Source organism: Comamonas sp. NLF-1-9 (assembly GCF_019195435.1).
Lineage (GTDB): Bacteria > Pseudomonadota > Gammaproteobacteria > Burkholderiales > Burkholderiaceae_C > Comamonas_C.
This window is the reverse complement of sequence record NZ_CP078069.1, coordinates 1,825,529-1,839,920: the sequence shown is the minus strand read 5'-3', so window position 1 is coordinate 1,839,920 and position 14,392 is coordinate 1,825,529. Positions and strand designations below refer to the sequence as shown.

Sequence of the window (14,392 nt, the reverse complement as noted above, 5' to 3'; positions counted from 1 at the left end):
ATGGCAGGGGACGGGGGCGCCGTGAAATGCGTGGTGGATGGGTGGCGCAAAACCATGGCGGGGTGATTCAACGCCCTGAGGCGCGGCGCTCGGCCTTGGCTTGGAGAGCCATGCGATCAGCACGGGCTTGCAGTGGCATGTCTATCGTGGTGCTGCTGTCCATCACGCACGGATTATGAAAGCTGTGCTTCAGAATGAAAAGCACACCAGCCTTGCCAGGCGGTGTTCTGTTGCTTGCATGCAGCGCTTGCGCGGGCCGTCCTGCCGTGTGCATCAAGCGCAGCGCGCCGCCCGGCAGCGCGAGCGGATGCTTCAGCGGCGAACCACGGGCGCCAGCAGGATGCCGCTGCCCGCGCAGTGGCGCGAGATCAGCTCCCAGTCCAGGCCTGGCCCGGGGTCGTTTTTGCGCCCGGGCGCGATGTGCTCGTGCCCCGCGATGTGGCGCACCGGATAGCGCGCGCGCAGCGCATCGCACAGGCGCAGCAGCGTCGCGTACTGCGCCGGCTCGAAGCGCTCGCCTTCCAGTCCTTCGAGCTCTATGCCGATGGCGTCGTCGTTGCAGCGCGCGCGCAAGCGCCAGTGCGATGCGCCGGCGTGCCAGGCGCGCTGGTCCGCATCGACGAACTGCCAGAGCACGCCCTTGCGCGTGATGAAGAAGTGGCTGGACACGCGCAGGCCGCGGATCTGTGCATACCAGGGGTGGGCATCCCAGTCCAGCTGGTTCATGAACAGCGCCGACACCGCGCCGCTGCCGTAGGCGCCCGGCGGCAGGCTGATCGAGTGCAGCACGATCAGATCGATGCAGGCGCCCTGCGGGCGTGCATCGAAGTTCGGCGAGACCTGCGCGCGCGCCCAGTCCAGCCAGCCGCCGCGCCAGGCGCCGGGGTCAAGCCTGCGTGCCATGGTCTGCGTTGGCCTGGGGCGCCTGCGCAACGCCCAGGCGCTGCAGCCGCAGCGCCCATTGCCGTGCGCTGAGCTCGAGCCTGGCCGCGGCTGCGGCGTGGTCGCCCGCACATTCGTCCAGGGTGTGCGCAAGCAGCGCGGCTTCGCGCGCATCGAGCCAGGCCAGCAGCGTGCTGCCGCTGCGCTCCGCTGCGCCAATCTCGTCCTGCTGCGCCGGCGTCGCCCCGGCAGTGGTGCGCGGCGCCGGCGCGGGTGCGTCGCCGGGCGGCAGGTAGGGCGGTATCTGCAGGGCGGCGCCCTCGCTCAGCGCGAGCGCGCGGTGCAGCATGTTCTCGAGCTCGCGCACGTTGCCGCTGAGCGGGTACTGCGCCAGGCGCGCGAGCATCGCCTCGTCCAGCGTCGGTACCGGCATGCCCGACTCCTGTGCAAGACGCTCGAGCAGCGTCGCACACAGCAGCGGCAAGTCCTCCAGGCGCTCGCGCAGGGGCGCGGTGCCCAGTTCGATGACGTTGAGCCGGTAGTACAAGTCCTGGCGAAAACGTCCGCTCTGCACATCGGCCGCCAGGTCGCGGTGGGTGGCGCTGACGATGCGCACGTCCACGGTTTCTTCCTGGGTGGCGCCAAGCGGGCGGATGGTGCGTTCCTGCACCGCACGCAGCAGCTTGGGCTGCATGGACAGCGGCAGTTCGCCGATCTCGTCAAGAAACAGCGTGCCGCCGCTGGCCGCCTGGAAATAGCCCGCGCGGTCCTGCGTCGCGCCGGTGTAGGAGCCTTTGCGTGCGCCAAAGAATTCGGCCTCGAGCAGCGCTTCGGGGATGGCGCCGCAGTTGACCGCCACCAGCGGGCCGGCCGCGCGCGGGCTGCATGCGTGCAGCGCGCGCGCCACCAGCTCCTTGCCGGTGCCCGATTCGCCGCGCACCAGCACCGGCGCCATGCTGCGCGCCACCTTGGCGATGTCGGCGCGCAGCTTGCGCATGGCCGCAGACACGCCCACCAGCCGTGCCAGCGCCTCGGGCTGCGCTTCGACCTGGGCGGCGCCTGCGGGCTTTTGCCTGGCCGCAGCGAGCATGGCCGTGCCCGGCGCCTGCTGCGCGGCGGAAGCGACGACGCTGCGCACCTGCTTGAGGTCGACCGGCTTGGTCAGATAGTCGAAGGCGCCGGCGCGCAGCGCCTCGACCGCGTTCTCCGCCGAGCCGTAGGCGGTCATGACGATGCAGCGTTCGCCGCGCCGCTGGGCGTGCATCTCGTGCAGCAGCTCCATGCCCAGGCCGTCGGGCAGGCGCATGTCGGTGATCACCACGTCAAAGCTCTGGCGCGCCAGCTCGGCCCGCGCCTGCTGCAGGCTGGCCGCCGTCTGCACCCGGTAGCCTTCACGCAGCAGCGTGAGTTCGCACAGCGTGCGCAGATCGGGCTCGTCGTCGATCACGAGCACCTGGGAGGGGGCCTTGCTGGTCATGGTCGCGCTGATTGTTGCAGACAGGGCGCGCGCCGTGGGTTCAAACCACGATTGCGTCCAGCGTCGAAGAAGCGTCGGGCGGGCGGCTCGAGGCGCGGAAGGTGAGGGTGAAGGCGTTGCCCTGCACCGTGCCGCGTGAGAGGTCGAGCGCGCGGCGCGCGTAGTGCAGCGTGGCGCCGTGGCGCTGGCACAGCTCGCGGCAGATGTACAGGCCCAGGCCGCTGGAGCGGCTCTCCGACGAGAAGAAGGGCTCGAACAGGTGCTGCTGCACCGAGCTCTCCAGCGGCGCGCCGTCGCTCCACACCTGAACCGTTGCCGGGCGGCCCATGCTGCCCTGGGTGATGAGTTGCAGCGCCTCGGCCTGCGTGCTTGCGTAGCGCGCGGCGTTGTCCAGCAGGTTCACCAGCACGCGGCGCAGGTGCTCGGGGTCGAAGACCACCTGCGCCTGGCGCGCCAGCAGATTCAGCGTGACTGCGGTGTCGGGGTGGGCTGCCTGCCAGTCGTCCGCGATGCGCTGCACCGCCTCGTCCAGCACCAGCGCGCGCGAACTGGCGTTGCCCATCTGGTGGTGCACCCGGGCGATGTCGAGCACGTCTTCGGTGATGCGCGCCAGGCGCTCGGCGTTCTGCGCCACCATGGCCGACAGGCGCTGCTGCGCCGGGTCGCTCAGGTCTTCGGCCAGCAGTTCATTGGCCTGGGTGATGGCCGCCAGCGGATTGCGAATCTCGTGCGCCACCGCGGCCGACATGCGGCCCATTGCGGCCATCTTCTCGGTGCGCAGGCGCGCTTCCATCTCGCGCAAGTCCTGCAGGAACATGACGCACAGCTGCTCCTGCTCTTCGCGCGCGCCGGCTTGCGCGCTGCTGCTGCTGGTCAGCCAGGTGCGCACGCGCAGCACCAGCGGGCTCTGGCCCTCGTGCATGATGGTGACGTCCGCCGCCTGCGATTGCAACTCCGAGCAGGTCTGGTGCGCCAGTTGCAGCAGCGGGCGCCAGCGCAAGTCGGGGGCCAGCGGGAAGGGCAGGGGCTCGTCGCCCTTGCGGTCCATCAGCACCAGCGCCACCGGGTTGGCCAGGCGCACGCGCCCTTGCGGGTCCAGCACCAGCACGCCGTCGCTCACATGCTGCATCACCATGTGGCTGATGGCCGCCTGGGTGTGCGCGGCGATGCGGCTCTGGCGCGCATGGTGTTGCTCGTGCAGCAAGCGCGTGGCCAGTTGGTGCGCGAGCCAGGCGACGATGAAATAGGCGGTGCCGGTGAGTGCGGCGCCCAGGTAGGCGCCGGTGGTCTCGGTGCCGCCGCGCCAGCCGGTCCACCAGGCCAGGGCCAGCAGCAGCAGCGTGGCCGCGGCCGCGCCGCCCAGGGCCACGCTGCGATTGCCCAGCACGCCCGCCATCAACACGGCAAAGCCGAACAGCGGGGTGTAGCTCATGGGCTCTTGCGTCTGCATCTGCAGCAGCTGCAGCCCGGTATAGGCCAGCAAGTCCACGCCGATGGAGGCGAGCCAGGGCCAGGCGGCGGTACCCGGCCAGTCGTCCGAGCGCGGCCATGAGCGCAGCGCGAGCGTGGCCGCAAGATAGGCGCCGCTGGCCAGCAGCAGGCGCGCGGTCACCGGCTGGCCCAGCGCCAGTGCGGCCAAGTGCAGGCCCAGCAGGGCCAGCGCCACCAGCACGCGGGCGGAGAGAAAACCGCTCCACAGGCGTGCACTGCTCTGGGCGCTGCCGGGGCTCAAGGTGGTGCGCTTCAAGCGGGGCCCTGGTCGCGGTGGGCGCTGCAGCAGTAAAACTGCCCGTCCTGCGCCAGCGCATCGGTCTGGGGCAGGTGCAGGCCGCAGTGGGCACAGGCCACCATGGCCTGCGGCTTGCTGAGCCGGCGCGGCGCCGCCGCCCCCTGCGAGGGCGGCTTGCGGCCGCTGCGCGCGAGCGCGTAGAGCAGCACCACGATGACGAGGATCAGCAGGTATTTGCTCATGCCGAACGCCCCAGCACGACCTCCAGCACGAAGCGCGAACCGACGTAGGCCAGCAGCAGCAGCGCCGCCCCTGCATATAGCACGCGCCTGGCCTTGCGCCCGCGCCAGCCAAAGCGCGCGCGCCCGACCAGCAAGACGGCGATGGTCAGCCAGGCGAGCAGCGAAAACACGTTCTTGTGGTCCCAGCGCGGCGCATGGCCGTAGAGCTGCTCGCCGAACAGCCAGCCTTCGGCCAGCGTCGCGCTGAGCAAGATGAAGCCGGCGGTGATGAAGCGAAAGGTCAGGCGCTCCAGCGCCAGCAGTGGCAGCCTGCCCGGCACCTGCTCGGCCTGGCGTATGCGCTGCTCGGCGCGGCCCATGAGCCAGGCGTGCACCACGGCTGCCGCAATCAAGCCGTAGCTGGCGATGCCCAGGGTCAGGTGCAGCGCCAGCCAGGGCGAAGAGCGCTCTTGCAGCGCGAGCCCCGGAAAGACGGCGGCGGCGAGTACCACCAGAGCCGCGAGGATGGCCATGCCGACGACCGCACCGCGCGACTGCATCTGCGGCAGTACCTGGTGCTCTACCGCGTAAGTGGCGAGCACCAGCCACAGCGTCATCGACAGCGCCGGCGCAAAACCGAAGTGCGGGGTGCTGCCCAGTACGCCCGCGGCCAGCGCCAGCGCGTGCAGCAACCAGCCTGGCGTCATGGCCAGGCGCTGTGCGCGGCCCGACACCTGGCGTCCCATGAAGACCGGCACCAGATAGGCGAGCGCCGCCGCCACTGCCAGCGGCCATCCCGGCGATGATGCGGTCGGTAAAATCATGGTCCCGTCAGTTTAGCCTCTGGCCATCGCGGCCGGAGCGCCACCCATTGGGGCCGAGCCGCCCCGCAGGAGCACCACCACATGGCGTCCGCCCTCACCGACAAGCTCTCGCGCCTTGTCAAACAGATGCGCGGCCAGGCGCGCATCACCGAAGCCAACGTGCAGGACATGCTGCGCGAGGTGCGCATGGCGCTGCTGGAGGCCGACGTGGCGCTGCCGGTGGTGCGCGATTTCATCGCGCGCGTCAAGGACAAGGCCCTGGGCCAGGAGGTGCTGGGCAGCCTCAAGCCCGGGCAGGCGCTGGTCGGCATCGTCAACAAGGAGCTTGCCGCCACCATGGGCGAGGGTGTGGCCGACATCAACCTGGCCGCGCAGCCGCCCGCGGTGATCCTGATGGCCGGCCTGCAGGGCGCGGGCAAGACTACGACCACGGCAAAACTCGCCAAGCACCTGATTGAAAAACGCAAGAAGAAGGTGCTCACGGTCTCGGGCGACGTCTACCGCCCGGCCGCGATCGAGCAGCTCAAGACCGTGACCGCGCAGGCCGGAGCCGAGTGGTTTGCCTCCAGCACCGAGCAAAAACCGCGCGAGATCGCGCTCGCTGCGCTGGACTACGCGAAGAAGCATTTCTTCGACGTGCTGCTGGTCGATACCGCCGGACGCCTGGCCATCGACGAAGTGCTGATGCAGGAAATCAAGGAGCTGCATGCCGTCCTGAAGCCGGTGGAGACCTTGTTCGTCGTCGATGCGATGCAGGGCCAGGACGCGGTCAACACCGCCCGCGCGTTCAAGGAGGCGCTGCCGCTCACCGGCATCGTGCTCACCAAGCTCGACGGCGACTCGCGCGGCGGCGCGGCGCTGTCGGTGCGCCAGATCACCGGCGCGCCGATCAAGTTCGCCGGCGTGTCGGAAAAGATCGACGGCCTGGAGGTGTTCGATGCCGAGCGCCACGCCGGGCGCATTCTGGGCATGGGCGACATCGTCGCGCTGGTCGAGCAGGTAGCCCAGGGCGTGGACATGGAGGCGGCGCAAAAGCTTGCCGCCAAGGTCAAGAGCGGCGACGGCTTTGACCTCAACGACTTCCTCGGCCAGTTGCAGCAGATGAAGCAGATGGGCGGGCTCTCCAGCCTCATGGACAAGCTGCCCGCGCAGCTTGCCGCCAAGGCGGGCCAGGTGGACATGGGCAAGGCCGAGCGCGACATCCGGCGCAAGGAAGGCATCATTTGCAGCATGACGCCGCACGAGCGCCGCCGCCCCGACATCATCAAGGCCACGCGCAAGAAGCGCATTGCGGCCGGCGCCGGCGTGCAGGTACAGGAGGTCAACCGCCTGCTCAACGAATTCGATCAGATGCGCACCATGATGAAGAAGATGAAGGGCGGCGGCCTGATGAAGATGATGAAGAAGATGGGCGGGATGAAGGGAATGCCTGGCCTGCCGTTCTGAAACCCATGAAAACAAGGGCATTTTTGGCCTGTGGCGCTTTCTGGCAAGGCGCCGGCAGCTATTGAATTCGGAGTATTTCATGGTGGTGGATTTCCGGCTGGACGCATCGCTCAAGGCTTATCCGCCCGCTGCCGCGCCCTGTCTTGCCAGCGAGATCGGCGGGCAGGGCTGGAACGTGCTCGCCGGCGACCTGCCGCTGCCGCTGGCGGTGCTGCGCCGCAGCGCGCTGGTGCACAACCTTGCATGGATGCAGCGCTACGCGAGCGCGCGCGGCGTGGTGCTGGCGCCCCACGGCAAGACCACGATGTCGCCCGAGCTGTGCGCCATGCAGCTGGCCGCCGGCGCCTGGGGCCTGAGCTTTGCCAACGTCTGGCAGGCGCAGTTGGGCGTGGCGGCGGGCGCGGCGCGCATCCTGATCGCCAACCAGGTTTTGCAGCAGGCAGATCTCGACGCGCTGGATGCGCTGCTCGCCGACCATGCCGAGCTGCGGGTGTACTTCCTCGTCGACTCACTGCCCCAGCTGGCCTGCATCGAAGACTGGGCGCGCCGGCGCGCTTGCGCGCGGGTATTCGACGTGTTGCTGGAGCTGGGCATCCCGGGCCAGCGCACCGGCTGCCGCACGCACGAGCAGGCGCTGGCGCTGGCCCGCGCGGTGGCGGCCAGCGCGGCAGTGCGCCTGTGCGGCATCGAGTGCTACGAGGGGCTGCTTGCCAGCGGCGACAGCGCGCACGACGCGCAGGCGGTGACCGAGCTGGTGCGGCGCGCCCTGGCGCTGACGCGCGCCGTGGACGCCGAAGACCTGTGGGCTGCGGGCGAGGCGCAAATCCTGCTTTCCGCGGGCGGCTCGGCGGTGTTCGACCTGGTGCTGCCGCTGCTGCGGGCACAGGGGCTGTCGCGCCCCGTCACCGGCGTGCTGCGCTCAGGCTGCTACCTCACGCACGACCATGGCAACTACCAGCGCTTCGTGCATCTGCTGGCCGAGCGTGAAGGCTTGCGGGACAGCCTGCAGCCCGCGCTCACCGTCTGGGCATTGGTGCAGTCCGTGCCGGAACCCGGTCTGGCGCTGCTCAACGCGGGCCGGCGCGACCTGTCTTTCGACATGGGGCTGCCTCGGCCCGTGCGCTGGGCCGCATCCGCAACGCGCGTCGCGCGCCTGGCGCCCGAGGGCTGGAAGATCAGCGCGCTGAACGACCAGCATGCCTACCTGCGCTTTCCGGCCGAAGCTGCGGCGCCGGCCGTGGGCGACCGTGTGGAGCTGGGCATTTCCCATCCTTGCACCACCTTCGACAAGTGGCGCTGGATGGCGCTGGTGGAAGACGATGGCGCGGTGAGCGGCGCCATCCATACCTGTTTCTAGGCGTCGGCCGTCTCGCGGCAGAGTTCGCCGCGCAGCGTGTAGTGGCGCGCCTCGGTGATGCGCACGTCCACCATCTGTCCGACCAGTGCGGCGTCGGCGGCGAAGTTGACCACGCGGTTGCATTCGGTGCGGCCCATGAGCTCCTTGGGGTCGCGCTTGCTCGGGCCTTCCACCAGGATGCGCTGCACCGTGCCCACGCGCTGGGCGCTGATCGCATGCATCTGCCGGTCTATGAGTTGCTGCACTTGCAGCAGCCGGCGCTGCTTGACCTCTTGCGGCGTTTCGTCGCGCAGGCTGGCCGCGGGCGTGCCGGGGCGCGGGCTGAAGATGAAGCTGAAGGAGTTGTCAAAACCGACTTCCTCGATCAGAGCCAGCAGTTTGGCGTGGTCGTCCTCGGTCTCGCGCGGAAAGCCGATGATGAAGTCGCTGCCTATGGCCATGCCCGGGCGCACCGCGCGCAGCTGGGCGATGGTCTTCTTGTACTGCGCGGCGGTGTAGCCGCGCTTCATGTAGCTCAGGATCTTGTCGCTGCCGTGCTGCACCGGCAGGTGTACGTGGCCGACCAGCTTGGGGATGCGCGCGTAGGCTTCGATCAGGCGTGGCGAAAAATCATTGGGATGGCTCGTCGTGTAGCGGATGCGCTCTATGCCGGGAATGTCCGCCACGTATTCGAGCAGCAGCGCAAAGTCGGCAATCTCCTTGCTCTTGCCCATGGGCCCGCGGTAGGCGTTGACGTTCTGGCCCAGCAGCGTGACCTCTTTCACGCCCTGCTCGGCGAGCTGCGCAATCTCGAGCAGCACGCTCTCGAAGGGGCGGCTCATCTCCTCGCCGCGGGTGTAGGGCACGACGCAGTAGCTGCAGTATTTGGAGCAGCCTTCCATGACCGAGACATAGGCCATGCAGCCCTCGGTGCGTGCCGGCGGCAGATGGTCGAACTTCTCGATCTCGGGAAAGCTCACGTCCACCTGCGGGCGGCCTTGCCTGACGCGGGCGTCGAGCATCTGCGGCAGGCGGTGCAGCGTCTGCGGGCCAAAGACCAGGTCGACGAAGGGCGCGCGCTTGATGATCTCCTCGCCCTCCTGGCTGGCCACGCAGCCGGCCACGCCGATCAGCGTGCCCTTGTCCTTGAGGTGCTTGACGCGCCCGAGGTCGGAAAACACCTTCTCCTGCGCCTTCTCGCGCACCGAACAGGTGTTGAACAGCACGAGGTCGGCCTCGTCGGGATTGTCGGTGGCTTCATAGCCCCGGGCGTCGGCCAGCACGTCGAGCATCTTGCCCGAGTCGTACTCGTTCATCTGGCAGCCGAAGGTTTTGATGAAGACTTTCTTGCTCATGGGGTTCTCTCGGGAAAAGGGCCGGGGCGGCGGGAGCCAGCGGCGCGCCGGCACGCTGCCGGGGCGCGGCCTTCAGTGGCGCTGTGCGCCGGCGTCCGGCAGTTCGGACTCGAAGCGGAAGTTGCGCTGTTGCATGCCGGGCGCGGCGCGCGGGCGCGCGGCTTCGGCCTCGCTCAGCAGCCAGACGGTGTGCAGCATGCCGGTGGAGCGTTCGATCACGTAGTGCACGGTAAAGGTCTTGCCGCGCAGGGTGTGCGGCATGACCAGGTGGTTGCGCGCATCAAACACCCGCAGGCCGGGCGCGCTGCGCAGCGGCTGGCCGTTGAGCAGCACGCGCTGCGCCGACTCGAAGGTGACGCTGCCGCGCAGCGCCGTATCGGGGAAATTGCGTGCCGCGCCGCCCGAAGGCGCCAGCGGCTGCTGCTGAGCCTGTGCGGGCAGGCCCGGGCCGGCGAGCCACAGCGCGAGCGCGGCGGGGGCGAGGAGGCGGCGGCAGCGGTTCATGGTGTTCATCCAGGGGCTGAAGCCAGGCATTTTAGGGCGACGCTGAACAAGTCCCTCGCGCGCCGCGCGTCCCGGCGTGCGGCGGTCTGCGGCGTTGCAAATCCTCGCGATAGCTGCGGCTATCGCTGCGGTTTGCGCCTTGCAGCCCATCCCCAGGCTGGGCGCGCGCCATCGCGGGAACTCGTTCAGCGTCGTCTCAGGCGGCGGCCTGCGCCTGGCCGAGCAGCGCCTGGGCCAGCGCCGCGATGCCCGCATCGGACAGATCGTTCGCGGCAATGCGCTGGCGCGCGTCCCAGAGCGCGAAGTTGCGCTGCTGCGAGCGCCCGTAGTGCGGGTCGTAGTGCTGCGCAATCAGCTCACCGAACAAGGGAGCGAGCTCGCGCCCCTGCGCCCAAGCCTGCCAGCGCTGCACGGTTTCGTGCCCGTGCATTTCGGTCAGCAGCGCCAGGCGCCCGGCCAGCTCTGCGGGATCGTCGCCGAGGTAGGCGTAGTCGCGCAGCAGGTAGCGCAGGCGCTCGCTGGCCGGCGCATCGATCTCGATGCAAGGCGCCTGGCGCAGCCGCTGCACCAGCGCCGGCGGCACCGACAGGCGGCCGATGCGCGCGCTCTCGCCTTCCACATAGACGGGCTGCGCCAGGTCCATGGCCTGCAGCGCCTGCCAGATCTGCGTCTCGAAATGCTTTTGCGAAGGCTGCTCCACCCCCGGCAGCCCGCCCAGCAGCGAGCCCTTGTGCCGCGCCAGGCCTTCCAGATCGAGCACCTGCGCGCCGCGTGCGGCCATGGCGTGCAGGATGCGGGTCTTGGCGCTGCCGGTGGCGCCCACCAGCGCGCGAATCTGCAGCTGCGCCGCGCCCGCCTGCAGGCCGTCGATCACGTGGCGGCGAAAGGCCTTGTAGCCGCCGGCGAGCTGCTCTGCCTTCCAGCCCACCAGGCGCATCCACTGCACCATGGCGCCGCTGCGCATGCCGCCGCGCCAGCAATACACCAGCGGGCGCCAGCCGGCGGGCTGCTCGGCAAAGGCGTCGCGCAGGTGCTCGGCCAGATGCGCCGCGACCATGGCGCCGCCCACGCGCCGCGCCTCGAACGCGCCTTGCTGCACGTACAGGGTTCCGACGATGGCGCGTTCGGCGTCGTCCAGCACCGGGCAGTTGATCGCACCGGGGATGTGGTCTTCGGCGAACTCTGCGGGCGAGCGCGCATCGATCAGCGCATCAAAGCGGCCGATGTCGGCGGGGCGTATGGGGCAGGGGTGGGACACGGCAATCGAAGGCGGCGGGCCGCTCGGCTGCAGGCGTGCAGCGGGCCGGTATTTTCGCCCACGCGCCGCCGTGGCGCAGTGGACTATAAAAATAGTAGCTGCTAGCGCTTGTCGGTAAAGCGTTTGGGGCGTATTTTGCTTGAAATCACCGCACTTGCTCAAATGGCTAGCCGCCCTGACTAGACTAGTCGGGTTCACAGACCAGAGGCACGGAAACCACAGGACATGGCCATTACTGAACAGGATTTGCTGGCGGCGCTCGCCGGCGTGAAGGACCCGGTGTCGGGCAAGCCGCTGGCGACGGCCCGCAGCGTGCGCAATCTGCAGGTGGCGGGCGACAGCATTTCCTTCGAAGTGCAGATGGACTACCCGGCCAAGACTCTGGTGCCCGACCTGCAGGCGCAGCTGTCGGCCGCGGCGCGCAGCCTGGCCGGGGTGCGCAGCGCAGCGGTGCACATCAGCAGCAGAATCACCGCGCAGGTGGCCGGGCGCGGCGCGCGCCTGATCCCGGGCGTGAAGAACATCATCGCCGTGGCTTCGGGCAAGGGCGGCGTGGGCAAGAGCACCACGGCGGTGAACCTGGCGCTGGCGCTGTCGGCCGAAGGTGCGCAGGTCGGCATTCTGGACGCCGACATCTACGGCCCGAGCCAGCCCATGATGACCGGCACCTCGGGCAAGCCCGAGACGCGCGACGGCAAGCTCATGGAGCCCAAGCGCGCCATGGGATTGCAGATCAATTCCATAGGCTTTCTGGTGCGCGAGGAGCAGGCCATGGCCTGGCGCGGCCCGATGGCGAGCAATGCGCTGGAGCAGCTCATCAACCAGACGCGCTGGCAGGACCTGGACTACCTCGTCGTGGACATGCCGCCAGGCACGGGCGACATCCAGTTGACGCTGGCGCAGAAGGTGCCGCTGACCGGCGCGGTCATCGTCACCACGCCGCAGGACATTGCGCTGCTGGATGCGAAGAAGGGCATCACCATGTTCCAGAAGGTGGGCGTGCCCATCCTGGGCATCGTGGAGAACATGGCGGTGCACATCTGCAGCAACTGCGGCCACGCCGAGCACATCTTTGGCGAAGACGGCGGCAAGCGCCTGGCGCAGGACTACGAGATGCCCTACCTGGGCGCGCTGCCGCTGGCGCTCGCCATCCGCCTGCAGGCCGACTCGGGCCGCCCGACGGTCTTTGCCGAACCGAATGGCGAAGTTGCGCGCCTGTACAAGGCGATGGCGCGCCAGCTCGCGAGCAATGTCGCGCGCCAGGCCGGCAACGAACTGCCGGCCTTTCCCGACATCATCATCAGCAAGGACACCTGAGGGCAGTATCGCCCCGGCCCTTTGCGCGCCCTACTTGACGAAGCCGAGGAACTCGCGGCGCAGCGCCGCGTTCGTGAGAAATTCGCCGCGCATGATGGAGTTGCTCATGCGCGCGCCCTCGTCCTTCACGCCGCGCCAGTGCATGCAGGCGTGGCTGGCCTGCATCACCACTGCCAGGCCGTCGGGCTGGATGCGCCGCTGCAGCTCGTCGGCCAGCATGGTGACGGCCTCTTCCTGAATCTGCGGCCGGCGCATGATCCAGTCGCAAATGCGCGCGTATTTCGACAGGCCTATCAGGTCGGACCGGGCGTTGGGCAGCACGCCGACCCAGACCTTGCCCTCGATAGGGCACAAGTGGTGCGAGCAGGCGCTGCGCACCGTGATCGGCCCGATCACCATGAGCTGGTTGAGCTGCGCCACATTGGGGAAGGCCGTCACCTGCGGCGCAGCCTCGTAGCGTCCGCCAAACACCTCGTCGACATAGAGCTTGGCCATGCGCCGCGCGGTGTCCGCCGTGTTGTGGTCGTGGTCGGTGTCGATCACCAGCGCGCGCAGCACCGCCTGCATCTTGGCCTGCACCTCCTCGCGCAACTCGTCGAGCTCTCCGTCCTCGATGAAGTCGGCGATGTTGTCGTTGGCGTTGAAGCGCTGGCCAGCGCACACCAGCCGGTAGCGTATGCGTTCGGAGGCCGCCATGCCTGCGCCGGCTTGCTTCTCGTGGTCGGGGCTGGCTTGTACGTGCATGAGCATTTGCGACTGCCTTTCGTGTGGTTTCAAATCAGTCTGCCCTGCGGGCAGGAAAAATCAAGCGCTTGTGCGGCCCCTGCCCGCCGGACGGCCGCGCCAGCGCTGCAATCCGCAAGGCGGCGAGGCTTGCTGCTGCCCATTGGATGCAGCTGCCCAGTGCGGCGTTTCAGGCAGCGCGAGGCTCCATGCCCCAGCCGACTCGTCTGGCAGGGCGCGGGCAGGTGTGCGAAGATCGCCCGCCGCCTGCGCGCACCGACCGTTCGCCGGTATCTTCGTGCAGGGCGATCTGCCACGCGCGGCGGCAAGCACCAGAGACACCATGCGACGACGCCCACTGATCCATGCCAGCGCTCTGGCCGCCTTCTTGCCGCTTGCGGCGCTGAGCGCGCGCTGGCCCGAGCAGCCGCTGCGCTGGGTCGTGCCGTTTGCGCCCGGCGGCACCACGGACTTCGTCACCCGCATGCTTGCGCAGGCGCTGGCGCCGCTGCTCGGCCAGAGCGTGGTGGTGGACAACGTGCCCGGCCGCAGCACGGTGCGCGGCGTCAAGCAGGTGGCCGACGCGCCGGCCGACAGCTATGCCTGGCTTTCGGTCACCAACAGCTTGTGCGCCAATGAAACCCTGATGCGCCGCCTGCCTTACCGCCTGCACGACCTGCAACCGGTATCGGCCATGGCGCGCTCGGAGCACGTGCTCGTGGCCTACCCCGGCAGCGGCTTGAAGAACGTGGCCGACATCGTCGCCCAGTACGAGAGCGGCAGGGCGCTGAGCTACGCCTCGTTTGGCGCGGGCAGCTCGGCCCATCTGGCGGCTGAGCTGCTCAAGACCATTCTGGGTACGCCGGGCATCGTGCACCAGCCCTACAGCGGCGAAGCACCGGCGCTTGCCCAACTGCTGCAGGGCAAGGTCGCGCTGATGTTCGGCACCTGGCCGCAGCTGCGCAGCGCCATCGCCGAAGGCAGGCTCAACGCCCTGGGCGTGGCCAGCGAAAAGCGCTCGGTCTTCGCGCCGCAGCTGCCTACGCTGGGCGAGCAGGGCGCGAGCGTCGAGTCGGCTTCCTGGAACGGCGTGATGGCGCCGGCAGGGGTCGATGAGGCGGTGGTGCAGCAGATGAACCAGGCGATCAATGCGGTATTCCAGATGCCGTCCGTGCAGGATGTGCTGCAGGCGCAGGGCCTGGTTGCGATCGCCGGCAGCACCGAGCGGTTCGCGCAGTTCCTGCGCAGCGAAGTCAAGCGCAATGCAGATCTCATCTACCGCGCCGGTATTGCCTTTGAAGACTGAAGTGTTGCGCAAGC

13 protein-coding genes are annotated in these 14,392 nt (G+C 69.0%); 4 read left to right on the top strand and 9 right to left on the bottom strand.

Annotation, left to right across the window (positions count from 1 at the left end; genetic code table 11):
* Positions 1-312: 312 nt before the first annotated feature.
* From ampD to KUD94_RS08810, 5 genes are read right to left on the bottom strand one after another with little or no spacing between them, the layout of a single operon-like run.
* Entirely contained in the window at positions 313-903 is a 591-nt protein-coding gene (ampD, locus tag KUD94_RS08830; protein ID WP_218236742.1) for a 1,6-anhydro-N-acetylmuramyl-L-alanine amidase AmpD, read from the bottom strand.
* Positions 887-2,359: a sigma-54 dependent transcriptional regulator gene (locus KUD94_RS08825; RefSeq protein WP_218236740.1), complete on the bottom strand. Its 1,473-nt coding sequence runs from the start codon at positions 2,357-2,359 to the stop codon at positions 887-889. The genes ampD and KUD94_RS08825 overlap by 17 nt, the downstream gene beginning before the upstream one ends.
* A gap of 40 nt (positions 2,360-2,399) precedes the next feature.
* Complete coding sequence (locus tag KUD94_RS08820) at positions 2,400-4,106, bottom strand: PAS domain-containing sensor histidine kinase (RefSeq protein ID WP_218236738.1); 1,707 nt, start codon at positions 4,104-4,106, stop codon at positions 2,400-2,402.
* Positions 4,103-4,330, bottom strand: coding sequence for a PP0621 family protein (locus KUD94_RS08815; protein WP_218236737.1), 228 nt, complete (start codon positions 4,328-4,330; stop codon positions 4,103-4,105). The genes KUD94_RS08820 and KUD94_RS08815 overlap by 4 nt, the downstream gene beginning before the upstream one ends.
* Positions 4,327-5,133: an inner membrane protein YpjD gene (locus KUD94_RS08810; RefSeq protein ID WP_218236735.1), complete on the bottom strand. Its 807-nt coding sequence runs from the start codon at positions 5,131-5,133 to the stop codon at positions 4,327-4,329. Before KUD94_RS08810 ends, KUD94_RS08815 begins: the two co-directional genes overlap by 4 nt.
* Positions 5,134-5,214: 81 nt before the next feature.
* On the opposite strand from KUD94_RS08810, the gene ffh reads away from it, so the two are divergent.
* Positions 5,215-6,579, top strand: coding sequence for a signal recognition particle protein (gene ffh, locus KUD94_RS08805; RefSeq protein ID WP_218236733.1), 1,365 nt, complete (start codon positions 5,215-5,217; stop codon positions 6,577-6,579).
* Between the two features lie 79 nt (positions 6,580-6,658).
* Complete coding sequence (locus tag KUD94_RS08800) at positions 6,659-7,936, top strand: alanine racemase (protein WP_218236731.1); 1,278 nt, start codon at positions 6,659-6,661, stop codon at positions 7,934-7,936.
* Here KUD94_RS08800 and miaB read toward each other — a convergent pair.
* The 3 genes from miaB to mnmH form a co-directional block, all read right to left on the bottom strand.
* Positions 7,933-9,270 carry a tRNA (N6-isopentenyl adenosine(37)-C2)-methylthiotransferase MiaB gene (gene miaB / locus KUD94_RS08795; RefSeq protein ID WP_218236729.1) on the bottom strand — a complete coding sequence of 446 codons (1,338 nt, stop codon included), beginning with the start codon at positions 9,268-9,270 and terminating at the stop codon, positions 7,933-7,935. The genes KUD94_RS08800 and miaB overlap by 4 nt on opposite strands.
* A gap of 72 nt (positions 9,271-9,342) precedes the next feature.
* Positions 9,343-9,774: a hypothetical protein gene (locus KUD94_RS08790; RefSeq protein ID WP_218236728.1), complete on the bottom strand. Its 432-nt coding sequence runs from the start codon at positions 9,772-9,774 to the stop codon at positions 9,343-9,345.
* A 196-nt stretch (positions 9,775-9,970) separates the two neighbouring features.
* Complete coding sequence (gene mnmH, locus KUD94_RS08785; RefSeq protein WP_218236726.1) at positions 9,971-11,032, bottom strand: tRNA 2-selenouridine(34) synthase MnmH; 1,062 nt, start codon at positions 11,030-11,032, stop codon at positions 9,971-9,973.
* A gap of 225 nt (positions 11,033-11,257) precedes the next feature.
* On the opposite strand from mnmH, the gene apbC reads away from it, so the two are divergent.
* Entirely contained in the window at positions 11,258-12,349 is a 1,092-nt protein-coding gene (apbC, locus tag KUD94_RS08780; RefSeq protein ID WP_218236724.1) for an iron-sulfur cluster carrier protein ApbC, read from the top strand.
* Positions 12,350-12,379: 30 nt separating this feature from the next.
* Here apbC and folE read toward each other — a convergent pair whose 3' ends face one another.
* Entirely contained in the window at positions 12,380-13,093 is a 714-nt protein-coding gene (folE, locus tag KUD94_RS08775) for a GTP cyclohydrolase I (protein WP_255569187.1), read from the bottom strand.
* 322 nt (positions 13,094-13,415) lie between these two features.
* Here folE and KUD94_RS08770 point away from each other — a divergent pair, with 322 nt between their 5' ends.
* Positions 13,416-14,378 carry a tripartite tricarboxylate transporter substrate-binding protein gene (locus KUD94_RS08770; protein ID WP_218236721.1) on the top strand — a complete coding sequence of 321 codons (963 nt, stop codon included), beginning with the start codon at positions 13,416-13,418 and terminating at the stop codon, positions 14,376-14,378.
* The last annotated feature ends 14 nt before the right edge of the window (positions 14,379-14,392 follow it).